The organism is Deinococcus malanensis, assembly GCF_014647655.1.
GTDB classification, from domain to species: domain Bacteria; phylum Deinococcota; class Deinococci; order Deinococcales; family Deinococcaceae; genus Deinococcus; species Deinococcus malanensis.
Map to the genome: position 1 here is coordinate 106,355 of NZ_BMPP01000012.1, position 22,529 is coordinate 128,883.

Here is a 22,529-nt window from a genome sequence, read left to right on the forward strand (position 1 = left end):
TGGCTGGCTCAGTCACCGTACCGGGCCAGGAAGGCCTTCCGGCTCAGGATACTCAGCTTGGGCTGGGGCGCACCCGGCACGCTGCCGTAACCACGGCGCAGCATGTTGGCCCACCGCTGGAGCCGCCGGGTATCGGCAGGTGGCAGTTCCACGGTCTCGAAACCCAGTGCCGCGAGCAGGCTCGAGAGGGCCGACAGGCAGAACACCACCTCGGTGCCTTGCAGGTCAGGGCGTGTCTGCAGGTCCCGGGCCACTGCCCGGAAATCCTCGCGCGCCAGACGGACACTGCGGCGTAAGCCGAGGTCCACCAGGAGGGGGTTGTTGACGTGAAATTCAGCTGCTGGTGTGCCCTGTTCAATCAGGGTACCGTCCGCATGCCGGATACCCTGCAACGGAAAGCCCACACGACCTGTGCGAAACAGGTTGTCCGCGCGCCCTTCGGTGGGCTGGACCCGGTGCAACCGGTCGAACGCCGCGTCAAGCGTGATAAACAGCCGTCGTCTGAGGCCCACGGCATCGAGAGGAACCGCGCCGTCTAGCTCGCGGAGAGGCACGCAGCGGTAACCTCGGGCCCGCAATTGCTTGAGCAGCACGGGAAGGGCCATAACCGTGGTCTGCACTCCTGGTCCGGCGTCGTGCAGTACCACCACGGCGCCCGGCGTGACCTGCGCCAGCACCCGGTCGGTCACCCCGGCTGGCGTCCGGGCGGGGTCCCAGTCCCGCGCTTCCACGCTCCAGTGGGCGCCAGTCAGTCCCGCGGCGCGCTGACCAAGCACCGTTGCCAGCGTGTAAGCCCCATGTGGGGGTCGGTGAAACCTCACCGGCTGACCAGTAATTGCCGCGATACGCCGGGCCGCTCGACCAGGGTCCAGGAACGCGTCCCAGGGCGCACGCAGCCAGGCATGTACGTGACGGGCCGCGTGCGCGGCCACCTCGTGCCCCTCATCGAGCATGCGGCGGGTCAGCTCCGGGTAGGCCTCGGCCCGGTCTGCCATGACAAAAAAAGTAGCCTGAGCCTGGGCGTCATGCAGGGCGTCGAGGACAGCTGGAGTCGTCAGCGGATCGGGGCCATCATCGAATGTCAGGGCGAGTTCACGCCGCTCCCGGCGGCCTTCGCGGATCAGACCAGCGCCGGCCAGCTGCACCAGCAGATACGGCAGCCCCACATAGAGAAGCAGGACACCGCTCATCAGAAATGACACCCGCCGTTTCACGCGCGTCCCAGATGCCGCAGCAGCGCGGCCGCCACCCGGTCGGCCGCGTCGGGTCGGCCCACGGCGCGGGCGCACCGGCTCATGCGTTCATGTTCCTCTGCGTCCAGGGCGCGCAGCACGGTGCCGCGCAGGTCGCGGCGCTCGCGGACCCACACGCCGGCGTCGTGCCGCTCCAGAAAGTCGGCGTTGTGCTCCTCCTGACCCGGAATCGGCCCGAACACCACCATGGGCACGCCTAATGCCGTCGCCTCGGCCACCGTCAGGCCACCGGCCTTACCCACCACCAGATCGGACGCCGCCAGCAGTTCGGGAAAATCGGTGGTGTGTCCCAGATGGTGGATGGTCGCGCCTCCAGACTGTTTCACCCCCCGCCCCCGGGCCCCGGCCAGCAGCAGCACCTGCACCCGCCGCCCGAGGTTGCTCAACTCCGCCAGCAATGGACCCAGGGCGCGGTAGTCGCCATTTCCGCCGCCCGAGACCAGCAGCAGGGGCACGTCGGACCGCAGCCCGTGTTTCGCTCGCAGTGCGGCTTTGTCCGCCCCGATCAATCCGCGGAAGCGCGCATGGATGGGAATGCCCGTAACCACCACCTTCGCCGGGTCCGCGCCACGGGCCACCATCTGCCGGGCGGTTTCGTCGGAGGCCACCATGGTCAGTTCCGCCTCTGGTCTGATCCAGTGGCGGTGGGCACGGTAATCCGTGACGACCAGGGCGTTGACGAACGACTGTCCGGTCCTGCGCCGAACGGTGTCTGCCAGCGGAACCGAGGACCAGTAACTGCTGACCACCAGTTCTGGTCTGGTCTGCTCCAGGTCGCGCTGCATGCCGCGCAGGCCGACCCATCGGCAGAAGCTGACGATCAGGCTGAAGGGCCGGTCGTGGTCCGTCCCGTGGTAGAACCACGCGTACAGCCACGGTGCGTAGCGCAGTTCGAAGGCGTACAGATCCACGGTCCATATCCGCTCGGTCGGCCCCAGGTAGGCGACCGCGTCACCCTGCCGGGTTTCAAGGGGCACGCCGCGCTCCTGCAGCGCCTGCTGTACGGCCAGCTGCGCCTGATGATGCCCCGAGCCGATGGACGCCGTGACGAACAGCGTCCGCAGGGGCCCGGGCAGGTCAGGTTTTTCCGGCCGGGTCACGCCCGCCTCAGCATCCAGAGTCCCGCCAGGGCAAATACGATGTTGGCCAGCCACACCCCTACCTCCGGAAGGGCCGGCATGGCCGACGCCACGGTCAGCCCCACGAAGAACAGCAGATAGTACGCCACCGCGATCAGCAGCGCGATGCCCAGACTGACCCCCAGGGTGCGACCGAAGCGCAGCGCAAAGGGCAGGGCGGAAAGGGCCAGCACGAGGTTGGCGAACGGCAGTGCCAGCTTGCGGTTGAGGTTGACCCGCGCCGCCTGCCGCTCGCTGGCTTTCACGCCGGGTGCGGTCAGGGCGGTGATCAGTTCGGGCCAGCCTTCGCTGTCGGCACCGATGGCGTCGGCGTACTGGGCGAGGGTCTGCTTGCGGCTCAGGCCGGTATCGACCTTCAGGGTGTCGGTGGTTTTTTCCGGAATCACCACGCTGGGGAAGACATTTTGTACCGCTTCACGAAACGCCAGCGGGTTGTTTTCTGGAACCCGGGTCAACTGGGCAGCCGCCTCATAATCCACGGTATAGACCTGATAACCACTCAGGGCCAGTTCGTTGTTCTCGAAGGTTCCCTTGTCGGCAAAGATCAGCGTGGCCTGCCGCGGAGCATCTGCACTCCATTTTTCCACGCGGACACGGTGCAACTCCCGGCTCTTGGCGTCGTACGCTCCCAGGGCCAGTGTCAGTCCGCCGCCCAGGTCCACGGTCTTCCCGACCAGTTGCGAGAGGCCGGCGCCCGTCAGCGCGTCCCAGTACAGGCCCCGCGTTTCCACATTGGCCTTGGGCGCGATCCACAGGCTCAGCCACAGCGCCAACGCCGTCACTATCCCGGCCACCAGCCCCACGGGCCGGGCCACCCGCCCCAGCCCGATGCCCCCGGACTGCACGGCCACCAGCTCACGTTCGGTGCTCATGCGACCGAAGGCCACCACGGTCATCAGCACGATGGCCATGGGAAAGACCTTGACCAGCGTGTCCGGCACCTGATAGGCGATCCACCGGCCGACCAGCCCCAGTGGGACGCCGGCCAGCCACTGGCTGGAAATGAAAAAATAACCGAAGCTCAGCACGGCCGTAAACAACATGATGCCCGCCAGCAGCGGCGGAATCAGCTCGGCAGTCACGTAGCGGGTCAGGCGGGTCACTGGAGAGCCCCACACAGGCACACACACGAGGAAGGCGCTGGGAAAAGAGTGGAGAACAGCATTCCCTTTACCCTAGCGCCCAGTCGAGGCAGTCGTCTCACCCTTTGGACAGGGCAAACAGGATCGTAGCTTCTACGGCCAGCTCACCGTTCACCTCGGCGCGGCAGGTGGTCTTGCCCAGGCCACGGCGCGCGAACTCCAGTTTGGCGTGCAGGTGAAGCTGGTCACCCGGAACCACCTTGCGCTTGAACCGGGCGCTCTCGATCCCGGCAAGGTACCCGACCGTGCCGGGTTCCAGGCTCTCGTGCATGCAGAAAAAGCTCGCCTGGGCCAGGGCCTCGATCATCAGCACGCCGGGCATCACCGGCTCCTGCGGAAAGTGACCCGGGAAAAAGGGTTCGTTGAAGGTGACGTTCTTGATGGCGTGTACTTCACCGTTCTCGACGCTCAGCACGCGGTCTACCAGCATAAAGGGAAAGCGGTGAGGCAGGGTTTTAAGCACGTCCTGAATCATGATCGGGTCCATTGGGGTCCTCCTGAAAAGGCAAAGAAAAGGGCCGGAGCCTGTAGCGGCCCCGGCCTGACGCGGCGCGTGGGACGCGGATCAGCGGCGCAGGTAGTTGTCGCTGGACACCAGGCTGTCGCCCAGCACCGGAATCATTTCCAGCGCCATGCCGGTGCCGACTGCGACGGCTTCCACCGCGTTTTCGGCCACGGCGACCGGAATGCCGGTGGTCTGGCGCAGCAGCTCGTCGAAGTTGCGCAGCAGGCTGCCGCCGCCGGTCATCACGATGCCGCGGTCGATGATGTCACTGACCAGTTCGGGCGGCGTGATCTCAAGTACGCGCTTGACGCCCTCGACGATCTTGGTGACCGGTTCGGAAAGCGCCTCGACCACGTCGGTGCTGTCCAGACTGATGGTCTTGGGAAGACCGTTGACCAGGTCGCGACCACGGACCTCGGCCGTCAGATTCTCGGAGTCGTCGAGCAGCATGGCCGCGCCAACCTTGACCTTGATTTCCTCGGCGGTACGCTCACCGATCAGCACGTTGTGCTTGCGGCGCACGTAACGGATGATGCTCTCGTCGAACTCGTTGCCGGCCACGCGCATGGACTCGCTGACCACGATGCCGCCCAGCGATATGACGGCGACATCGGTGCTGCCCCCGCCGATGTCCACGACCATAGAACCGATCGGTTCGGCGATCTTGAGCCCGGCGCCAATAGCAGCGGCCAGAGGTTCCTCGATCAGGAAGGCGCGCTTGGCGTTGCTGTTCAGGGCGGCGCGCAGGACGGCGCGTTTTTCCACGTCGCTGACGTTGCTGGGGACGCCGACCATCAGCTGAGGCTTGAAGCCGAAGAGGCGACCGGCGTTGCCCTGCACCTTCTGCAGGAACATGGTGATCATCTTTTCGGTGAGGCCCTCGTCGGCAATCACGCCGTCCTTGATGGGCCGCACGGCGACAATCCCGCCTGGCGTGCGTCCAATCATGCGGTAGGCCTCCTCACCTACGGCCTTGACCTGCTTGCTGTCGCGGGCCATGGCAATCACACTCGGTTCCTGAAGCACCAGGCCGCGCGTCTTGCTGTAAATCAGGAACGTCGCCGTTCCCAGGTCAATGCCGATATCTTCAGAAAACCTTCCCACGCATTCCTCCGGTCAAAACGCATCAATCGTAGCACGCACCATGAAAGCTTCCTGAAGTCGTTCAGAAGTGCGAGGGGCCGCTTACGAACGCGGTTTGACGAAGGCGCTGAGCGCAAAAACCAGCCCGGTGAGAATGGTCATCAAAGTGGCGCGGGTAAAGCCTGGCAGAGAATCCAGATGCAGGCGGGCGCTGAGAAGGCTCTCAATGCCGCCCAGCGAGCGTAGCCAGAGAGAAGTGCCGCCGTTGGGGACCAGTGAAGCGAACGTCCCCATAGTCAGGACCGCCAGCACGAGTCCGGTCACAAACAGCAGAGCAGTCAGAACCCAGAGCAGCGCACGCATGAGCATCTCACTTTGAGGAGAACAGGGGCCGGCAGAATCATCCGGCGCATTCTAGGCGTCTGGACGTGAGGTCCGGTGAAGGCGACCTGACCGGCTCCCAGATGCCGACTACACTACTGGGTGTGAGCCTGCCCGCCCGCGTCCGCGTGACCCGTCCGCCCCTGCCTCTTGCGCCTGCACTGCGTCGGGCCGCTGCACGCCTGTGTCCGCAAGCTCCGCTGGATCACCTGTCTGAAGCGGCGCTGGCCGTAGCGGGCGGTGCGGTCATCGGGGCGCACCTGCGGTGGGCTGACGGAGACATGCAATCAATCGAGACTGGCTGGCGTGGACGGGGAATTGAGGAAGCCCTGCTGGCCGCCGTGGCCACAGGAACCTAACGATCGTTTGGTAGGCTGAGGGCATGACCAGCCCCGATACCGGCATGAGCTTTGCCCTCACCGGCGACCAGCGCCTGATTCTGCAAATGGTGCGCGATTTCTGCCGCGCTGAACTGGCCCCCAGGGCCGCCGAATTTGACCGCAGTGGTGAGTACCCTCGCGAGCAGCTGCGTGGTCTGGCGGAACTCGGGCTGATGGGGGCTACCGTATCTGAAGGGTGGGGTGGCGCAGGCCTGGACTCGGTCACCTATGCCCTGTGCCTGGAGGAGGTCGCTGCGGCCGATGCCAGCGTGGCGGTGATTGTCAGTGTGCAGAACGGTCTGCCGGAGCAGATGATCCTGCGCTACGGCACCGATGCCCAGCGCGAGAAATACCTGAAGCCGCTGGCCAGCGGGCAGCATATCGGCGCCTTCTGCCTGACCGAGAGCAATGCCGGCAGCGATGCAGCCAGCCTGCGCCTGCGGGCGGAGCGTGATGGAGACGGCTGGGTGCTCAATGGCAGCAAATCCTGGATCACGTCCGGGGGGCAGGCCGACACCTATCTGGTCATGGCCCGTACCGGGGAAAGCGGCGCCAAGGGTGTGAGCTGTTTCATCGTAGAAAACGGAGCACCAGGGCTGAGCTTCGGGAAACCTGAGGAGAAACTCGGCCTGCACGCGTCACATACCACCACCGTCAACTTCGAAGGAGTCCGGGTGCCACACGAGAACATGGTGGGCGCCGAGGGCCAGGGGCTGATCATCGCGCTGGCCAGCCTGGACTCGGGGCGTATCGGAATTGCCATGCAGGCGCTGGGGATAGCCCGGGCCGCGATGGAGCACGCCACCCGCTATGCCAACGAGCGCGAGCAGTTCGGTAAAAAACTCCGCGAATTTGAGGGCGTGTCGTTCAAAATCGCGCGCATGGCGGCCCGCATCGAAAGCGCGCGGCTGGTGGCCCTGAAAGCGGCGTGGCTCAAGGACCAGGGCCTGCCGTTCGGCAAGGAGGCCAGCATCGCCAAGTTGCTGGCCAGCGAAGCGGCGGTGGACGTGACTCGCGACGCGATTCAGGTGTTTGGCGGCAACGGCTACAGCCGCGAATATCCGGTGGAACGTCTGTACCGCGACGCCAAGGTGACCGAAATCTACGAAGGCACCAGCGAGATTCAGCAGCTGGTCATCAGCCGTGCGGTCTTCAAGGAATTCGAATAAACACGAGTGGGAAGGCCCTGCCGTTCGTGCCCTCCCACTTGCCGACCGCCATCGCTTGAAAATTCAGTCGGTGTAAGCACCAACCTCGGCGCCACTGACGAGTTTGGCGTACTTGGCCAGGACTCCACGGCTGTAGTTCGGCTTGGGCGGAGTCCACTCGGCGCGGCGGCGGGCCAGCTCCTCATCCGGCACATGCAGGGTGAGGTTGAGGGTCTCGGCATTCAGCTCAATGACGTCGCCCTCGTGGACCAGTGCGATGGGACCGCCAACAAAGGCTTCCGGCGCCACGTGGCCAACCACCAGACCAAAGGTTCCCCCCGAAAAGCGTCCATCGGTGATCAGGCCGACGCTGTCACCCAGTCCTTTGCCAATAATCGCGCTGGTAGGGGAGAGCATCTCGCGCATGCCGGGGCCGCCCTTGGGGCCCTCGTAGCGGATGACCAGCACATCGCCCGGCCGGATACGGTCACCCATGATGGCGTCCATGCAGGCTTCTTCCGAGTCAAATACCCTCGCGGGCCCGGTAATTTTGATCTGCTTGAGGCCACTGATCTTGGCCACGCTGCCGTTGGGCGCCAGATTGCCGCGCAGGATGGCCAGGTGTCCCTGGGTGTAGATAGGCTGATTGAAGGGCAGGATCACGTCCTGGTCCGCGTTCGGTACTTCTGGCTCGTCGGCAAGGTTCTCGGCTACGGTTTTGCCGGTCACTGTCAGGCAGTCGCCGTGCAGCAGTCCCTCTTTGAGCAGCATCTTCATCACGCGCGGGATGCCGCCCACCTCGTGCAGGTCGGTGGCGACATAACGGCCGCTGGGCTTGAGGTCACAGAACACCGGGGTGCGCTCGCGGATCCGCTCAAAGTCCGCCAGCGTAAGGTCAATGTCGCAGGCGTGGGCGATGGCCATCAGGTGCAGCACCGCGTTGGTGCTGCCCCCCACGGCCATGATCACTGTGATGGCGTTCTCGAAGGCATCTTTTGTCAGGATGTCCAGCGGGCGGATATCGGCCTCGATCAGCTTCAGCAGAGCACGGGCGCTGTCAGCGCTGCTGACGGCTTTTTCAGCGTCCACCGCGCTCATGGTGCTGGAGTGCGGCAGGCTCATGCCCATCGCCTCAAACGCGCTGCTCATGGTGTTGGCGGTATACATCCCGCCACACGAGCCGTTGCCCGGACAGGCACGCTTCTCGATCTGCTCGAAGTCATGCCGGCTGATCTTGCCAGCCCCGAAGGCTCCCACCGCCTCGAACACGCTGACGATGGTCAGATCCTGGCCGTTGTAATGTCCCGGCTTGATGGTGCCGCCGTACACGAAGATGGCCGGAATATTCAGGCGGGCAATGCCGATCATGGCGCCGGGCATGTTCTTGTCGCAGCCGCCGACCACGATCACCCCGTCGTGGGACTGTCCGCGCGAGACGGTCTCAATGGAATCGGCAATCACCTCACGGCTCACCAGAGAGCATTTCATGCCCTCGGTGCCCATGCTGATGCCATCCGACACCGTGATGGTGCCGTAAATCTGAGGCATGCCGCCGCCTTCATGGATGGCGCCGGTGATGTGGTCGGCCAGTTCGCCGAGGCCGTTGTTACATGGGGTGATGTTGCTCTGGGCGTGCGCCACACCGATAATCGGCTTCTCGAAATCACCGTCCTGGAAGCCCACAGCACGCAGCATCGCGCGGTTCGGGGCACGCTCGTCACCCTGCGTGATGTGGTGGCTGTTCCAGTTCAGCTTGCGCTTCTGCGCCGTGTCGGTCATGCCCCACCCTACGCCCTGAGCGTGGGGTTCCCAGGCCAGAAGCACAGACAGGCTGATCCCAGAAAAAAGGGACCCCCGTGGTGGGAGTCCCGTGCTGATGGTGTGCGTCTTATTTGGGCGCCGGTGCGGTCGTGACTTTCACCACGTCGGGGAAGGACTCGGTCTTCATTTTGTCGATCTGGGCGTTCAGGTATTTCTGCGCGGCTTCCCGGGTCAGCTGTTCGCGGATCACAGGCGCGGCTTCGGTAAGCGGAACGACCCCAGCTTCGGTGCGCTTGGCCACCAGCACGATGTGCCAGCCGAATTCGGACTGCACGACCTGAGGGGTGTTCAGCGGACCGGTGAAGCTGGCCTTGTCGAAGGTGGCAACCATGTCACCTTCTCCGAAGCACCCCAGGTCACCGCCCTGCGCGGCGCTGCCCGGGTCCTGGCTCTTGCTGGCGGCAATCTTGGCGAAGTCTCCGCCAGCCTGCAGCTCCTTGACGACTGCCTGTGCATCCGCCTGTGACTTGACCAGGATGTGCCGGGCGCACGCCTCACGCTGACGCATGAACGCTTTGCGGTTGAGGTTGTAGTTGCCCGCCACCACGGCGTCCCCAAACTTGAACCGGCCCTGGATGGATCTGAGGTAGGCACCGACCACCAGCTGCCGTTCCAGATCGGCCCGCAAGTCGGCCACGCTGGCATAGCCGGTGCCCGCCAGCGCGTCGGCAAATTCTGCGTCACTCTCGAAGTCGGCGCGCGCATCGGCCACCTGCTTGTCGACCTCGGCGGCGTCGGCCTTGACGCTGCCGCGGGCCAGCTGATAGATGGCCCGGTCACGCAGGTACTGCTTGAGGTATTCGCCACGGGCGTCATTGAATTCCGCCATGTAGCTTTCCTCGAAGGGCACACCCTGGGAGTTCAGTACCCGCGCCACGGCCTGCCGGAAGGCGCGGTTGAACTCGCCCAGCGTGATGACCTCTGACCCGACCCGTCCGACGACAGCGCTGTCCTGTGCTGTGGTGGTCTGGGCCGGGGCAGGACGTGCCGGGGCCGGGGTGGTGGCCGGCGCAGGTCTCGCGGGCGTCGTGGTTGGCGGCGTGGTCGTTTGGGCCAGGGCGCCGCCACCAAGCAGCGCCAGCGTGATCAGGAGTTGTTTCACGCCTTCCACTCTAGCGTGCGGGTTTCGGCCCTCACTGTGTGGCAGGTGAAGTCTTGACAAGAACAGTGTGTTTTCTCGGATCAGGTGGTTCCCAGTTCCTTCGGGTGGATAACACAGGCTGCTACAATCCGCCCCGTGCGCCTGACCCTGCAAGAAACGACCGACCCGCGTGTGTACGACGATGCGGTGAGATGCCTGCCCATTACCAGTGCCCTGCAGGGCTGGGGCTACGGCGAGGCAAGGCGGGCACTCGGCCAGACCCCCGTGCGCTACCTGATTACCCGTGACGGACATACAGTCGGGGCCTTACAACTGATCCGCAAGCGGCTGGTTCCCGGATTCTCCACACTGTATGCCCCGCGCGGGCCAGCCCTGGAGAGTCTGGACCTTCTGCCCGGCGTGGCCAACGCGGTGAAGAAGATCGCGAGGCCGACCGACGCCCTCCTGAAAATCGAGCCCCCGGTGCCGCTGCCCGCGAACGAGGACAGCCGCGCCATCCCTGAAAGTTACGGGCCGTTCCAACGCGCGTCCACCGAGCAGCCGGAGCATACGATTGTGGCGGACCTGCGTCAGAACGAAGAGGAGCTGTTTGCCGGGCTGCACAGCATGGCCCGGCGCAATGTCCGCACGGCCCAGAAGCTTGGTGTGGTGGCCGGGCGCGACGACGACTTTGAGGCCTTCTGGGAGATTTTTACTGCCACCAACGAGCGGGCCAAGCTGGGCGCCTTCCCGCGCAAGTACTACGAGACCATGTTGCGTGAGGGCAACGCCCACGGCGGCGAGGCTTATCTGGTGCTGGCACGTTCTCAGGGCAAGGCGCTGGCAGGCGGATTTTTCCTGGCCATGGGGAAGGGCACCTACTACCTGTTCGGCGGCAGCGTGCGGGATGACCGCGTGGACGAGGCTGGTCAGCCTTTCAAGGACGCCAAAGCGCCCGATGCCTTCTACTGGAACGCCATGCTTGATGCCAAGCGGCAGGGGTACGAGCTGTTCGACTTCTGGGGCATCCCGCGCGAACTCGACGAGAGCAAGCACAGCTTCGGCGTCTTCAAGATGAAGCTCAAGTTCAGTGAGCAGCGCGCCTGGTACCCCGCCTATGATCTGAACCTCAATCCGGCTGCCCCGATGATCGTCAAGGCACTGCGCTGGCGTAAGACCCTGAACAACCTTCGCAAGCGGGGCAGCGCCGACGACGTGCTGTAACCCGTCATCCTGGGACGGAGTTACTGCGGCTGCCTGAAAAGCGGAAGTTGGCTCCGCGCTCGGCAGTGGCCTGGGCTGGTTCAGGCAGGTTCAGGTGCGTCTCGCGGCGGGCCGGGTTCTGCTGTGGCTGCCTTTGCCCACCACACCGGCATGAATGTGTGAGTGAGCCGTAAGGCATGAGCGCCTACAGTAGAGAAATCTTCGTTCCCATCCCAGGACCCTGATTCCCGCGAGAGGCCCCCATGAAACGAGCGTTACTGACCCTTTGTCTGTTCCTGAGCCCGGCTTTGGCCCAGCAGGGCCCTGCGGCCTCGTCCACCCTGACCGGCATTCGCCTGACTGCAGGTGCTGTCCGGGTAACGGACGCGGGCGCGACACGCGAACTGGGCCAGTACCTGAACACGCTGGCCAAAGGCCAGGGAAGTGGCTGCCAGACAAGCGAGTATCTGGTCTGGGACAATCCGGACCTGGCCGAGCAGATCAGCAGCGATCTGGCAGCGGCGTTTGAGGCCCGCAAGCTGATGTTCAAGACCCTGAGTGAGGAAGAGGAGGGGGAAGCCTACTCACTTTCATTCCTGCTGACTCAGGCACCCGACCGCTTTGTGGGCCTGCTGTTCATGGATTCCGAGAGTGTGGTGCTGGGCTGGTGTCAGCTGAAAGCAGCGCCTCAGGCTCACAAGCCTGCGCCAGCAGCACCGGCACTTGCGCCAGCTAAGCCTGCATCAGCCCCCAGTGCCGCGCCGCAGGGAGGCCAGCAGCCTGGCAGCGTGCCCAGGCCGGGGCACTACCGCGGGGAACTGCTGGGGGATTTCAAAGGCAACGCCATCAGCTTTCAGGTGGCGGCTGACGGCAGGACCATCAGCAACGTGCAGATGACCGGGTACTGGCGGTGCAGCGACTCGCTGAGCAATACCACCTACAAAACCAGTCCCCGGCTGGTCAGCACCTATGGCGCCATGCCAGGAACCGTACCGGTCAAGGCGGGGCTCTTTTCTGCCGAGGCCAAGCAGCCATATCTGCTCTGGAATCTCAGTGGCCGGTTCGTGACGCCGACCACGGCGCAGGGCACGTTTATGGTTCAGTCAAATGACTGTACGTCCTACAAGCTCACCTTTACGGCGACCCGACAGTAGGGCCGGGGGATGCACCGCACCTTGGTTGACCCGCGCCCCCGCTTTCGAGGCCACACACCCTTGCGAACAGGTTTCTGAAGGCGCAGTTCAGGATGCTGGCCCGGCGGTCGCCGGACGCCGCTTGCGCTGGCGTTTGACCGGAGCGGGCGGAGCACCCCAGACGTTCAGGTCTTCCTGGCTTACCCCAAGCTCCAGCAGCGTTGCCGTGTCCTGTGGCGTGAGGCCAGCATGGGACAGCAGATCCGGGCGTCGCCTCCAGGTCCGTTCCAGAGCCTGCGCCCGGCGCCAGGCCGCGACTGCCGCGTGGTTGCCGCCCTTCAGGACCTCCGGAACGGCTTGACCCTGCCACTCAGCCGGGCGGGTGTATTCCGGATAGTCCAGCAGTCCGCTGCTGAAGCTGTCGGTCTGGTGGGATTCGGGATCGCCGAGTACCCCGGGCACCAGGCGCGCGACCGCCTCGAGGACGCAGGCGGCGGCGGCCTCGCCTCCCATCATCACGAAGTCTCCGATGCTCAGTTCACGTGTGACCAAGCCCTCCACCCGGGCATCAAAGCCCTCATAGCGCCCGCACAGAAAAGCCAGATGCTGCCGGTCAGCCAATTCCTCAGCCACCTGCTGCGTGAAGCGTTGGCCCGCCGGGGTAAACAGAATCACTTCGTCGGCTGGGGGCAGGCTGCGCAGGGCGCGCTCCGCCACATCTACGCGGATCACCATACCCGCCCCACCGCCATAGGGCGTGTCGTCAACCTTCTGGTGTCTGTTCTGCGCAAAGTCACGCATATTCACCAGATTGACGTCCACCAGCCCACGTTCCCGCGCCTTTCCGACAATGGCTTCGGCGGCAAACGGGGCGAGAAGTTCCGGAAAAAGGGTCAGGAACGAAAAGGTCAGCACCTGAGCCTATTCCTCTGGGCCGTCCGTGGGGCCCTGCGCCACGATGTCCTCGTCGCTGTCTGCGTCCCCGTCATCACCCAGCAGTCCAGCCGGCGTCTCGCCAGTCAGGGTCAGAGAGGCTGGCCGACGCCCTTCCAGATTCACCAGCACATACGGCGCCTGGAGCGGCACAAACGATTCGCCCTCGGCATGCCTGACCACCAGCAGATCCTGGTGCCCCGAGTCCTCCACGTCCACCACTTCCCCCAGCTGCGTGCCCGCCTCATCCAGCACCCACAGGCCGCGCAGCTCGTGGTAGTAGTAGGTCCCCTCTTCCGGGGCGGGGAGGTCGCTGTCGGCGGCAAAGACGTTCAGGCCGCGCAGGGTCTCAGCACCCTCCCGCGAGGTGATGCCCGCCAGGTGGAGCGCCACGCCCGGCACCAGAGGCTCGGCCCGGCGAACGCGCAGCCAGCCCCGGTCCTCGACATAAACGCGCGGCAGCTTCAGCACCTGTTCGGCGCTCCCCAGCACGTACAGCTTGACGGCGCCCTGAACCCCGTGGGGCCCCAGAAAATGGCCCAGGCGGGTGTGGTCGTCTCCGGGCCCGCTCACGCTTTGCGCGGCGCGTCCAGGTCAACGTTGACGCGCTCGCGGGGGTCACTCGCCGCACGAACCAGCGTGCGGATGGCCTGGATCACACGGCCCTGACGGCCGATGAGCCGGCCTTCCTCTCCCGGGGCGACGCGCACCAGCACCGTTGGCCCGCGCCTGGAAACGCGCACGAGCGACGGCTGGTCCACCACGCTCTGCGACAGAAACAGGGTCAGGTCCATAGGATCACTCTTCATGGGGCACATTCTAAGGTACGCTGGCGCCTTGCCACGGCATGGGAAAGGGCCCCCGGAGGGGCCCCATTCATATTGCAGTGGAAACGCTTAAGCGACCTTGACGCCCTGGGACTTGAGCAGGCGGCGGGCGGTCTGGGTGGGCTGGGCGCCCTGGGCAATCCAGTAAGCGGCGCGTTCAGTGTCCACCTTCAGGTAGGTCTCAGTGGTCTTGCGGGGGTCGTAGTGACCCAGGTTCTCGATGTATCCACCGTCACGGGGACGACGGGCATCCGTCACCACGATGCGGTAGTGGGGGTTGTGGGTGGAACCGAAGCGGGAAAGGCGAATCTTAACCATGTCAAAGAACCTCTGGGGTGGTGGTGAGGGTAAAGCTCCCGCTTAGGATCACGGGGTCATGCGCCCGTCAGCAGCCAACCGGAAAGCGCACCGCAAAAGAGTATCAGACCGGCCGCCACCCCGGCAAGCACGGCGCTAGAATCCGGGCGACACCGGCTGGCGGTTCGAGCCCTGAATCCGGTTGAGCTGAAAAGCCATACGACCCGGACCGAACACCGGGCTGCCGCCGACGCGTCCCAGAGGCGTTCCCTGCGCCACCCGCTGCCCGGCGCGCACCTGTGGGTCCTGCAGCCCCAGATAGACCGTCACCGAGTTGGAGTGCTCGACCAGAACCACCCAGCCGAGGCTGGCATAGAACGTGGCGGCCAGCACGTTCCCGGCCTGCGACGCCACCGCCTGAGCGTCCTCAGGACCCTGCAGGACCGTCCACTGCGCGCCGTTGGTGCCGTAAGGACTGCTGACCTGTCCGGAGCTGATTGGAAAGCCCTGCGGCCCACTCTGGACCGGCAGTGGAGCCAGGGCCGCCTCGACCCGGGTCTGCTCCTGCTGAACTTGCTGCCGGCGCGCCTCCAGGGCCGCCTGCTCCTGCTGGACCTGCTGCTGACGGGTCCGCTGGGCGGCGGCCTGGGCAGCCTGTTGTTGCTCTGCCTGTCGCCTTGCAGCCTCCTCAGACTGCCGCTGAGCCGCCTGCTGCGCAGCCCGGCGCTGCGCAGCCTCCTGCGCCTGCCGTTGGGCTGCCACCTGGGCCTGCCGCTGCGCAGCCTCCTGCGCCTGTCGTCTTGCTGCTTCTTCGGCCTGTCGCTGCGCAGCAAGCTGCCGGGCCCGTTCCTCGGCCTCCCGGCGGGCCTGTTCCTGCCGGGCCCGTTCCTGGGCGAGCCTCAACTGTTCGAGCCTGAGAGCTTCGAGCCGGGCCCGCTCCTGCGCCTCGCGGATGCGGCGCTGCTCTTCTTCACGGCGGCGGCGTTCCTCTTCCAGGCGGCGGCGGCGTTCTTCCTCCAGGCGGGTCCGCTCGGCCACGACCTGACCCACCAGGTGGTCGATGCTGCGCGCGGTCAGGGCCTGCTCAGCCTGGGTCTGGGCCGCCAGGGTCCGCTGGCCCTGCTCGGAGGCGCGCAGGGTCGCCAGCAACTGAGTCTGCTCCTGGCGCCGGGTTTGCAGTTGAGTCAGCGCTGCTTTCCGCTGAAGTTGCACCTCGCGCAGTGCACGGGCATTGACCTGCTGCTGCGCCTGCTGCGCCTGGAGCACCTGAACCTCCCCGCGCAGGGTTTCGATAATGCGGGTGTTGTGCTGGCCCGCCATGTTCGAATACTGCAGCCGGATCAACAGGTCGGAGAGGCTTGACGCCTGCGACAGCAGCTGCAGGTAGCGGCCACTGCGTTCCCGGTACAAGGCGTTGAGGATCTGCCGGACATCGTTTTGCAGCCGCGTGACCCGCGCCTCCGTGACCTGACGCTGGGCGGTGGTGTCACTCAGGGCCTGCTCGGCCAGGGCGGTGCGGGCATTGAGGGTGGCCACCTCGTTTTCCAGGTTGGTAACGCTGCCGGCCAGGGCGTCCAGGCGCGAGAGCGTCTCTTGCTGCTGGGTGCTGAGGTTGGCGATGCGGCTGCGCAACTCTTGCAGCTCACGGGCCTGATCCGCGCTCTGGGCGCGCTGCTGCTGCAGTTCGCTCTGCAACTGCTCCAGACGCTGGCTGGTGGTCTGGGCGGCGGCGCCCAGCAGCAGCGTTCCCAGAAGCAGACCCATCACGGGGCGGCGTCCCAGAAGGGTCCGGGTCACTCCAGCTCCTGCAGGTAGCGGCGAGTGGCGAACAGGCTGCCCAGCAGGCCGATCATGATGCCCAGCACAGCCACCCCCGAGAGCAGGGGCAGCAGAGTGACGCTGTCGGTGACCACCGGAAAGACGGGGGCCAGTTCCTGCACGCGACGGGCCAGGGTCAGGTACGCCGGAGTCAGGACCGCCAGGGCCAGGGTGGCCGCCAGGACCCCCACCAGCAGGCCCTCGATCACGTGCGGCAGGCGGATAAAGCCGCGCGTCGCGCCCAGCAGGCGCATCACGCTGATTTCATTGCGCCGGGCATACATGGCCACCCGCACCGCGTTCAGGATGTTGAACAGCGTACCCAGCAGCAGCAGGCCGACCAGCGCGTAGCCGGCTCCGCGCACGGCGGTCAGGGTCTTAACCGTGGGGTCGACGTAGCCGGCCCCGTATTCCACATCCTCGACGCCGGGCAGGGTCGAGGCAGCCGCGGCCACGGCGCGCGAGTCCTCCACACGGTTGACGCGCATCCGCAGGGTGTCCGGGAAGGGGTTGCCGACCAGGGCCGCGGCGTCACGGGTATACGGTGAGTCGCGGGTCATCTCTTCCAGCACGGCCTCGCTGCTGACCAGCCGGGCCTCGCGGACTTGCGGCAGGGCCCTCATACGTGACAGGAGGTCGGCGTCGTTGGCATCCGGTTTCAGGAAGGCGGCGACCTCAACCTGCGACTCAAGCTGCTGCAGGGTGCGGTTGACGTTGAGCGTCAGCAACAGCACGAATCCCAGCATCAGCAGGGTCAGGGTCATGGTGACCAGCGTGGACAGGGTGGCGGTCAGGTTGCCGCGCATGGCCAGCAGCGCCTGTCGGAAGTGGTACATCACAGGGCGTAGCCTCCGTACGGGTCGTCGCGCACCAGCTTGCCCTTGCGCAGCGTCAGGGTGCGGTGGCGGTAGGTCTCCACCAGTTCACGGGCGTGGGTGGCCACGATCACGGTGGTGCCGCGCCGGTTGACGCTTTGCAGCACCTTGAGCACCTCGCGGCTGTTGTCCGGGTCCAAATTGCCGGTCGGTTCGTCGGCCAGCAGCAGCGGCGGGTCAGAGACGATGGCCCGGGCTATGGCCACCCGCTGCTGTTCACCCTGTGAAAGCTGCACCGGCAGGGCATATTTCTTATGTTCGAGCCCGACCGTCCGCAGCGCAGACGTGACCCGTGAGGGCCACTCGCGCTGCGGCACACCCGTGACGCGCAGGGCGAAGGCGACATTGTCAAATGCGTTCAGGTGATCCAGCAGCAGGTTGTCCTGAAACACCGTACCGATCCGGCGGCGCAGCAGCGCGGTGCGCCGGCCACGGTAGCGCGACAGCGACTCGCCGGCGACCTGGACTTCCCCACGGGTGGGCAGGGCGCGCTTAAGAACCAGATTCATGAAGCTGCTTTTTCCGGCGCCGGAATGGCCTACCAGATAGACAAATTCTCCCTTGCCCACGTGCAGGCTTACATCGTCGAGCGCCAGCGTGCGGGTGACGGGGTACTCCAGGGACACCTGCTTGAGGTCGATCATGCGCCGCCTCTGGGGGGCAGCGCGGACGGCAGGAATATCAGAGGCGATGGCATGCTCGCCGACCAGCATAGCCCAGGCATCCGAATGGGAAGTTAGACCTCATGGTGCCTCACCCCGGGCAGGTATCCTGACCGGGTGAACCCTAAACGACTCACCATTGTTGCCGCCGCTCTGGCTGGCACGGCAGCGGTCGGTTACGCGCAGCTTGGCGGTTACACGACTGCCAACCTCGCCAGCACGGCCTCCGGTAAAAGTCTCCTTGAGGTCCTGAACAACCTCAATCAGTATTACCTGTTCCCGGTGGATCAGGAGAAGGTTCTGCGCGGCGCCATTCAGGGTGCGCTGGGCAGCCTGAGCGACGAGTTCACCTACTACACCGAGCCGGCTAACAACGCCATCGACGCTCAGAACCTCAGCGGCGAGTTCGGCGGCATTGGCGTAACGCTGGTCGCCGCCAACCCGGATGGAACCGGTGGCAAGATCGACAACGTCTACCGCGGCGGCGCGGCCTCCGAGTCTGGAGTGCAGATCGGCGACGTGTTCGTCAAGATCGGCGACAAGGAAGTGCTGACCAGCAAACTCGACGAGATCGTTCGTCTGGTACGCGGTAAGGAAGGCACCACCGTGGACGTGACCTTCTCGCGCGACGGCAAGCCCTACACGGTCAAGATGGAGCGCCGCAAGGTCACCATTGTCAGCGTCGAGCAGACCGTTCTGCCAGGCAACGTGGGCTATATCGCCCTGAACACCTTCTACAACGAGAAGGTTAGCGAGCAGTTCCGCGCGGCCGTTACCGACATGAAGGCCAAGGGCATCACCAAGCTGGTGCTGGACCTGCGCGACAATGGCGGCGGTCTGCTGAACTCCGGCGTGGACGCCGCTGACCAGTTCATGCAGAGCGGTCCGATTGTCAGCCTGCGTGACCGCAGCGGCAGAACCACGGTGTCCGGCACCGCGCGGGCCCAGGCCAGCGACTACACCGGAAAACTGGTGGTTCTGGTCAACAAGAACAGCGCCAGTGCGAGTGAAATCGTGGCCGGTGCGCTGCAGGACACCAAGCGCGCCACCGTGGTCGGGGAGCAGACCTTCGGCAAGGGTGTGGCCCAGATTCCGCTGACTACCAGTGACGGCGGCAAAGTGGCTATCGTCAACAGCGCGTGGCTGACTCCTGCAGGGCGCGAGATCCACAAGAAGGGCATCACGCCCGATGTGACCGTCAAGGACACCCGCTCGACGGTGCCCCTCAACTTCAGTGGTGCAGGCGCGACTCCGGGGCAGAAGATCACCCTTTCGGTCGCCGGGAAGCCCGTGACCGTCACGGCCGACAAGGACGGCAAGTTCACCTACACCGGTACAGTCAAGCGCCCGGTCAGGAGCACCGCCCAGGGTGAGGCTATGGTGGACCTTCAGGGCGACGCCATCCTGAAGCGTGCCGTCGATCTCCTGAAGTAGGCAGGACACCGCGGCGCCCGCCTTCCAGATCGGAAGGCGGGCGCTGTCTTGCCTGGGTCGGCTGCTTCTGTCCGCTGTTCTATCGGTGCCCTGGTCCGCGTTCGACGGCAGCAGCCATCTCGTCACGGCCCATGTTTACGATCAGTTCAGCCCGTCTCAGTCCCAGTCCCAGTCGCGCCAGTCGCTGGGTCTGGCCTCCGTGGGTTTACTGGGGGCCGTCTGGGCACCTGACCCCGGGTACCACGGATATGTCGCTGCCAATGCCTGATCTAGCCGCTTGCGAAGCAGGGTCGCCAGCACGGCCGACTCGCGGACGGTTACGCGGCCGATTTCCTGCTCCAACCGGGTTTGAACCCGCTCCAGTTCCCGCAGGTAAGGCTCGCGGGCCTTGCGTACCGCGCCCTTGCGCAGGGGCTCCGGATGCACCACTGGAACGTATGATCCGGCCGCCGCTTCCAGCAGGCCGGCTCGCCGGGCTTCACGGACCTCCCGGGCCTGCTCGGCGCGGGCACGGGCGTCGGCGGCTCGGGCCTGAGCGGCCAGGAAGGTATCGTCGCGCTCGACCTCGGCCACCCTGGCCTCGGCATACAGTTTCACCGGGGGAAGGCGGCGGCGTCCCATTCGCAGGCCGTTTTCGCGGGTAGCGTCATGTTCACCCAGAAAGCGGCGAATCAGAGGAGGCGTCCAGCCCCGCTCCTTGAGGTCCTGGGTAGCCAGAAAGCCTTCGGGATTCACAGGCTTTTTCCCGGTGGGTCGGGTCTGGCGAGGGCTCATGGCTCAGGCGGCGACCATTCACGCCGGAGCATGTCCAGGCGCACGCTGTCGTACCGCTGCCCGGCGACCAGTCTCGCCTCGCGCACCTTCCCGGCCTCCCGGAAACCCAGCCGGCTCGCCGCGCGAATCATGCGTTCGTTGCCTCCCCAGGTCGTGAAGGTCACCACGTGGGCCTCTGTTTCGTCGAAGGTGGCCTGCACCCACTGGGCCAGGGCGCGCGAGCCCAACCCCTGTCCCCAGAGCGCAGGGTCGTACAGCAGAATGCCCAGGTCCCACCAGCCGCCGCCAGCCGGTTCCTCCTCGGAGCGGTTGACCATGCCCACGCATTGTCCCCCCACGTCAATGACCCGCTGGTGGGGATCAGGCGGTGTCCGGGCCAGGTGCTCCACATAGGCTTTCAGCGACGTGGTGGTGCTCACTGCATGGAAGTACGGTGCGTCCCACCGCCGCCACTCGGCCTGCGGATCCGTCAGCCAGCGTTGCAGGACCGGCAGGTCACGCGGTCGTCGTCCCCGGATGGTGACTGCCGGGACCGGGGAGAGGTCGGGGGAACGGGCAGCCTCTTTGCTCACGGCTGCACTATGCCAAACCTGCGAGCCTGTCCGGGTTCGCTTGGCCTTTAGAAGCCCATTAGCCCCCCAGGCGGCCAAGCAGCGGCGGGAGCAGAACAACCAGACCTACCCCCAGTGCTCCCACGCTGGCCACCAGTACTGCGGCGGCGGCCGCATCCTTCGCGACCCTGGCCAGCGGGTGCACCGCCGGGCTGGCCAGATCCACCACAGCCTCCACGGCAGTGTTGAGTAGTTCCAGGCCCAGGACCAGGGCGCAGCTCAAAATCACCGGCGCGGCTGGCGCGTTCAGCCACCAGGTGCAGGCGAGCGCCAGCAGCGCGGCCCACAGCTCGATCCGGAAATTCGCCTGGGTCCGGTACACGTGGCGCACCCCATCCCAGGCAAAACCCGCCGAGCGCCACCAGCGTTTCAGGCTCAGGGCCGATCCGTCCGAGCGCATGAGATCAGGCTCCGGGCGGCAAGGCCCGGCGCGCCGCTTCCCAGGCGTCATGGAACACCTGCCATTCCGGCCCGGTGGCCCCTTCCTCAAAGCCCAGACCCTCGGCGTGTGGGTGATCGTGTCCGACCAGATGCGTCAGCCCGTGGCTGGCCAGCAGCGCGACTTCCCGGACCAGGCTGTGTCCACGGACTTCGGCCTGCCTGGCGGCCGTGTCCAGGCTGATCACGATATCGCCCAGATGCGGCGGTACAAACGGGTCTCCCGGTTCCCAGGTGGGAAAGCTCAGGACGTCTGTGGCCGCGTCTTCGCCCCAGTGCTCCAGCTTTAGCGTACGGATCGTCCGGTCTCCCACCAGCACGACCGTCACCTCCCGCTCCTGGACCCCAAAATGCCGCATGGCGGCCTCCAGGCTCCGGCGCAGGACAGGGCGCAACCCGGCTGGCGTGGCCTTGCGGACAATCAGGTCAATCATTCTGGCAGGGTAAAGCAATAGAAAGCCGGGACCACGTCACGTACGTGGTCCCGGACTCACGGGGACCCTCAGGCCGGCCTGACGTCGTCTCCTTCCGCCTCGGGGATGCTGGCGAATTCGCCGCGCCTTGCGGCGCGCTTGTCCTGTTCAGCGTCTTCCGCAGCTTCATAGGCCTTGATGATCCGGCCCACCAGCGGGTGACGCACCACGTCCACATCGGTGAACTCGTGCCAGGCGATGCCCTCGATGCTGCTCAGCACGCGCTTGGCCACCGCCAGACCGCTGGTGATGTGCCGGGGCAGGTCGATCTGGGTGACGTCGCCGGTCACCACGACCTTGCTGCTGTAGCCCATGCGGGTCAGGAACATCTTCATCTGCTCGCCGGTGGTGTTCTGGGCTTCGTCCAGAATCACGAAGGCGTCGTTCAGGGTCCGACCGCGCATGAAGGCCAGCGGCGCGATCTCAATCACCCCGCTGGTCAGGTACGACTCGAACTTCTCCTGGTCGAGCATGTCCTGCAGCGCGTCGTACAGGGGCCGCAAATACGGGTCGATCTTTGCCTGCAGGTCACCGGGCAAAAAGCCGAGTTTCTCACCGGCTTCGACTGCCGGGCGGGTCAGGATGATGCGCTTGACCTTCTTGGCCTTCAGGGCCTGAACCGCCATGGCGACGGCCAGATATGTTTTGCCGGTACCGGCTGGGCCCACGCCGAAGGTGATGTCGCTTTTCTCGACCTTTTCCAGATAGGTTTTCTGCCCCGGAGTTTTGGGCTTGAGACCACGTGGCAGGCTCAGGCCGGTCACCTGCGTTTCCTGGGCCAGACTGCGCCCTTCATCACTCAGGCGGGCGCTGCGCAGCAGGCTCTCAGGAGTCAGTTCGCCGCCGCTGCGCACGACGTCCAGGGCGTCGCGAACCATGCGCTCGGCACGTGCCACTTCTGGCTCCTCGCCGGTAATGGTCATGGTTTCTCCGCGCGCAATCAGCTTGGCCCGCGTCAGTTCGCGCATGCGCCGCAGGTTGACGTCGCCAGCGCCCAGCAGCGCGAAAGCCTCGCGCTGGTTTTCCAGAGCGACCGTGGCGGTTGCTGTGGGGGACGGGGTAGAGGTGGTCTGGGACTCGGTCGGGTCGGTCAAAACAGCTCCTGGCGCCACAGGCGC

At 65.5% G+C, this 22,529-nt stretch carries 25 protein-coding genes; 5 read left to right on the forward strand and 20 right to left on the reverse strand.

The annotated features are described in order from the left end of the window. Positions 1-8: 8 nt before the first annotated feature. The 6 genes from IEY49_RS14345 to IEY49_RS14370 all read right to left on the reverse strand — a co-directional run bounded on the left by IEY49_RS14345 (position 9) and on the right by IEY49_RS14370 (position 5,485). Complete coding sequence (locus IEY49_RS14345) at positions 9-1,190, reverse strand: polysaccharide deacetylase family protein (RefSeq protein ID WP_229780816.1); 1,182 nt, start codon at positions 1,188-1,190, stop codon at positions 9-11. 20 nt (positions 1,191-1,210) lie between these two features. Beyond that, on the reverse strand, positions 1,211-2,353 hold the full coding sequence (locus IEY49_RS14350; RefSeq protein WP_229780817.1) for an MGDG synthase family glycosyltransferase: 1,143 nt from the start codon (positions 2,351-2,353) through the stop codon (positions 1,211-1,213). Continuing rightward, on the reverse strand, positions 2,350-3,495 hold the full coding sequence (locus IEY49_RS14355) for an LptF/LptG family permease (RefSeq protein ID WP_189010021.1): 1,146 nt from the start codon (positions 3,493-3,495) through the stop codon (positions 2,350-2,352). The genes IEY49_RS14350 and IEY49_RS14355 overlap by 4 nt, the downstream gene beginning before the upstream one ends. Positions 3,496-3,592: 97 nt before the next feature. After that, entirely contained in the window at positions 3,593-4,021 is a 429-nt protein-coding gene (fabZ, locus tag IEY49_RS14360) for a 3-hydroxyacyl-ACP dehydratase FabZ (RefSeq protein ID WP_189010022.1), read from the reverse strand. Between the two features lie 78 nt (positions 4,022-4,099). Then, on the reverse strand, positions 4,100-5,143 hold the full coding sequence (locus IEY49_RS14365) for a rod shape-determining protein (protein ID WP_012693071.1): 1,044 nt from the start codon (positions 5,141-5,143) through the stop codon (positions 4,100-4,102). An 81-nt stretch (positions 5,144-5,224) separates the two neighbouring features. Next, positions 5,225-5,485, reverse strand: coding sequence for a hypothetical protein (locus IEY49_RS14370; RefSeq protein WP_189010023.1), 261 nt, complete (start codon positions 5,483-5,485; stop codon positions 5,225-5,227). Between the two features lie 122 nt (positions 5,486-5,607). Between IEY49_RS14370 and IEY49_RS14375 the strand changes: the two genes are divergently transcribed. Together IEY49_RS14375 and IEY49_RS14380 are read left to right on the forward strand one after the other, a co-directional pair. Further along, positions 5,608-5,862 (forward strand): hypothetical protein, encoded by a 255-nt coding sequence (locus tag IEY49_RS14375; RefSeq protein ID WP_189010024.1) that lies wholly within the window; start codon positions 5,608-5,610, stop codon positions 5,860-5,862. Between the two features lie 23 nt (positions 5,863-5,885). Further along, the gene (locus IEY49_RS14380; protein WP_308424665.1) at positions 5,886-7,052 is read left to right on the forward strand and encodes an acyl-CoA dehydrogenase; all 1,167 of its coding nucleotides are present in this window, start codon (positions 5,886-5,888) and stop codon (positions 7,050-7,052) included. 63 nt (positions 7,053-7,115) lie between these two features. On the opposite strand, the gene ilvD is transcribed toward IEY49_RS14380, so the two are convergent. Then, the gene (gene ilvD, locus IEY49_RS14385) at positions 7,116-8,810 is read right to left on the reverse strand and encodes a dihydroxy-acid dehydratase (RefSeq protein ID WP_189010025.1); all 1,695 of its coding nucleotides are present in this window, start codon (positions 8,808-8,810) and stop codon (positions 7,116-7,118) included. A 109-nt stretch (positions 8,811-8,919) separates the two neighbouring features. Next, positions 8,920-9,954, reverse strand: coding sequence for a peptidylprolyl isomerase (locus tag IEY49_RS14390; RefSeq protein ID WP_189010027.1), 1,035 nt, complete (start codon positions 9,952-9,954; stop codon positions 8,920-8,922). Between the two features lie 135 nt (positions 9,955-10,089). Here IEY49_RS14390 and IEY49_RS14395 point away from each other — a divergent pair, with 135 nt between their 5' ends. Next, positions 10,090-11,157 (forward strand): lipid II:glycine glycyltransferase FemX, encoded by a 1,068-nt coding sequence (locus tag IEY49_RS14395; protein ID WP_189010029.1) that lies wholly within the window; start codon positions 10,090-10,092, stop codon positions 11,155-11,157. 242 nt (positions 11,158-11,399) lie between these two features. Continuing rightward, positions 11,400-12,290 carry a hypothetical protein gene (locus IEY49_RS21485; protein WP_229780818.1) on the forward strand — a complete coding sequence of 297 codons (891 nt, stop codon included), beginning with the start codon at positions 11,400-11,402 and terminating at the stop codon, positions 12,288-12,290. Between the two features lie 87 nt (positions 12,291-12,377). Here the strand turns inward: IEY49_RS21485 and trmD are convergent, their stop codons facing one another. The 7 genes from trmD to ftsE all read right to left on the reverse strand — a co-directional run bounded on the left by trmD (position 12,378) and on the right by ftsE (position 17,663). Further along, positions 12,378-13,184, reverse strand: coding sequence for a tRNA (guanosine(37)-N1)-methyltransferase TrmD (gene trmD, locus IEY49_RS14405; protein ID WP_189010031.1), 807 nt, complete (start codon positions 13,182-13,184; stop codon positions 12,378-12,380). Positions 13,185-13,190: 6 nt separating this feature from the next. Then, positions 13,191-13,775 carry a ribosome maturation factor RimM gene (gene rimM, locus IEY49_RS14410; protein ID WP_189010033.1) on the reverse strand — a complete coding sequence of 195 codons (585 nt, stop codon included), beginning with the start codon at positions 13,773-13,775 and terminating at the stop codon, positions 13,191-13,193. Then, positions 13,772-14,011, reverse strand: coding sequence for a KH domain-containing protein (locus tag IEY49_RS14415; RefSeq protein WP_189010035.1), 240 nt, complete (start codon positions 14,009-14,011; stop codon positions 13,772-13,774). The genes rimM and IEY49_RS14415 overlap by 4 nt, the downstream gene beginning before the upstream one ends. Positions 14,012-14,098: 87 nt before the next feature. Further along, on the reverse strand, positions 14,099-14,347 hold the full coding sequence (gene rpsP, locus IEY49_RS14420; protein ID WP_189010037.1) for a 30S ribosomal protein S16: 249 nt from the start codon (positions 14,345-14,347) through the stop codon (positions 14,099-14,101). 135 nt (positions 14,348-14,482) lie between these two features. Beyond that, on the reverse strand, positions 14,483-16,123 hold the full coding sequence (locus tag IEY49_RS14425) for a M23 family metallopeptidase (RefSeq protein ID WP_308424666.1): 1,641 nt from the start codon (positions 16,121-16,123) through the stop codon (positions 14,483-14,485). Then, positions 16,120-16,980, reverse strand: coding sequence for a cell division protein FtsX (locus IEY49_RS14430; RefSeq protein ID WP_189010039.1), 861 nt, complete (start codon positions 16,978-16,980; stop codon positions 16,120-16,122). Before IEY49_RS14430 ends, IEY49_RS14425 begins: the two co-directional genes overlap by 4 nt. Continuing rightward, positions 16,980-17,663, reverse strand: coding sequence for a cell division ATP-binding protein FtsE (gene ftsE, locus IEY49_RS14435; RefSeq protein ID WP_189010067.1), 684 nt, complete (start codon positions 17,661-17,663; stop codon positions 16,980-16,982). Before ftsE ends, IEY49_RS14430 begins: the two co-directional genes overlap by 1 nt. A gap of 135 nt (positions 17,664-17,798) precedes the next feature. Between ftsE and IEY49_RS14440 the strand changes: the two genes are divergently transcribed. Beyond that, on the forward strand, positions 17,799-19,115 hold the full coding sequence (locus IEY49_RS14440; RefSeq protein ID WP_189010040.1) for a S41 family peptidase: 1,317 nt from the start codon (positions 17,799-17,801) through the stop codon (positions 19,113-19,115). A 156-nt stretch (positions 19,116-19,271) separates the two neighbouring features. Here the strand turns inward: IEY49_RS14440 and IEY49_RS14445 are convergent, their stop codons facing one another. The 5 genes from IEY49_RS14445 to IEY49_RS14465 form a co-directional block, all read right to left on the reverse strand. Next, on the reverse strand, positions 19,272-19,889 hold the full coding sequence (locus tag IEY49_RS14445; protein WP_189010042.1) for a hypothetical protein: 618 nt from the start codon (positions 19,887-19,889) through the stop codon (positions 19,272-19,274). Next, positions 19,886-20,461: a GNAT family N-acetyltransferase gene (locus IEY49_RS14450; RefSeq protein ID WP_189010044.1), complete on the reverse strand. Its 576-nt coding sequence runs from the start codon at positions 20,459-20,461 to the stop codon at positions 19,886-19,888. The genes IEY49_RS14445 and IEY49_RS14450 overlap by 4 nt, the downstream gene beginning before the upstream one ends. Before the next feature lie 58 nt (positions 20,462-20,519). Next, positions 20,520-20,900 carry a diacylglycerol kinase gene (locus IEY49_RS14455; protein ID WP_189010046.1) on the reverse strand — a complete coding sequence of 127 codons (381 nt, stop codon included), beginning with the start codon at positions 20,898-20,900 and terminating at the stop codon, positions 20,520-20,522. A 4-nt stretch (positions 20,901-20,904) separates the two neighbouring features. Beyond that, positions 20,905-21,372: an rRNA maturation RNase YbeY gene (gene ybeY / locus IEY49_RS14460; protein WP_189010048.1), complete on the reverse strand. Its 468-nt coding sequence runs from the start codon at positions 21,370-21,372 to the stop codon at positions 20,905-20,907. A 68-nt stretch (positions 21,373-21,440) separates the two neighbouring features. Next, positions 21,441-22,505, reverse strand: coding sequence for a PhoH family protein (locus IEY49_RS14465; protein WP_189010050.1), 1,065 nt, complete (start codon positions 22,503-22,505; stop codon positions 21,441-21,443). Between the last annotated feature and the right edge of the window lie 24 nt (positions 22,506-22,529).

What these genes read in the sequence shown, in the direction of transcription:
- IEY49_RS21485 (WP_229780818.1), top strand. Translation starts at nt 11,400, where the DNA reads ATGAAACGAGCGTTACTGACCCTTTGTCTGTTCCTGAGCCCGGCTTTG.
- IEY49_RS14455 (WP_189010046.1), bottom strand. Translation starts at nt 20,900, where the DNA reads ATGCGCTCGGACGGATCGGCCCTGAGCCTGAAACGCTGGTGGCGCTCG.
- fabZ (WP_189010022.1), bottom strand. Translation starts at nt 4,021, where the DNA reads ATGGACCCGATCATGATTCAGGACGTGCTTAAAACCCTGCCTCACCGC.
- ybeY (WP_189010048.1), bottom strand. Translation starts at nt 21,372, where the DNA reads ATGATTGACCTGATTGTCCGCAAGGCCACGCCAGCCGGGTTGCGCCCT.
- IEY49_RS14370 (WP_189010023.1), bottom strand. Translation starts at nt 5,485, where the DNA reads ATGCGTGCGCTGCTCTGGGTTCTGACTGCTCTGCTGTTTGTGACCGGA.
- ilvD (WP_189010025.1), bottom strand. Translation starts at nt 8,810, where the DNA reads ATGACCGACACGGCGCAGAAGCGCAAGCTGAACTGGAACAGCCACCAC.
- IEY49_RS14380 (WP_308424665.1), top strand. Translation starts at nt 5,886, where the DNA reads ATGACCAGCCCCGATACCGGCATGAGCTTTGCCCTCACCGGCGACCAG.
- rpsP (WP_189010037.1), bottom strand. Translation starts at nt 14,347, where the DNA reads ATGGTTAAGATTCGCCTTTCCCGCTTCGGTTCCACCCACAACCCCCAC.
- ftsE (WP_189010067.1), bottom strand. Translation starts at nt 17,663, where the DNA reads ATGATCGACCTCAAGCAGGTGTCCCTGGAGTACCCCGTCACCCGCACG.
- IEY49_RS14445 (WP_189010042.1), bottom strand. Translation starts at nt 19,889, where the DNA reads ATGAGCCCTCGCCAGACCCGACCCACCGGGAAAAAGCCTGTGAATCCC.
- IEY49_RS14430 (WP_189010039.1), bottom strand. Translation starts at nt 16,980, where the DNA reads ATGTACCACTTCCGACAGGCGCTGCTGGCCATGCGCGGCAACCTGACC.
- IEY49_RS14345 (WP_229780816.1), bottom strand. Translation starts at nt 1,190, where the DNA reads ATGAGCGGTGTCCTGCTTCTCTATGTGGGGCTGCCGTATCTGCTGGTG.
- IEY49_RS14415 (WP_189010035.1), bottom strand. Translation starts at nt 14,011, where the DNA reads ATGAAGAGTGATCCTATGGACCTGACCCTGTTTCTGTCGCAGAGCGTG.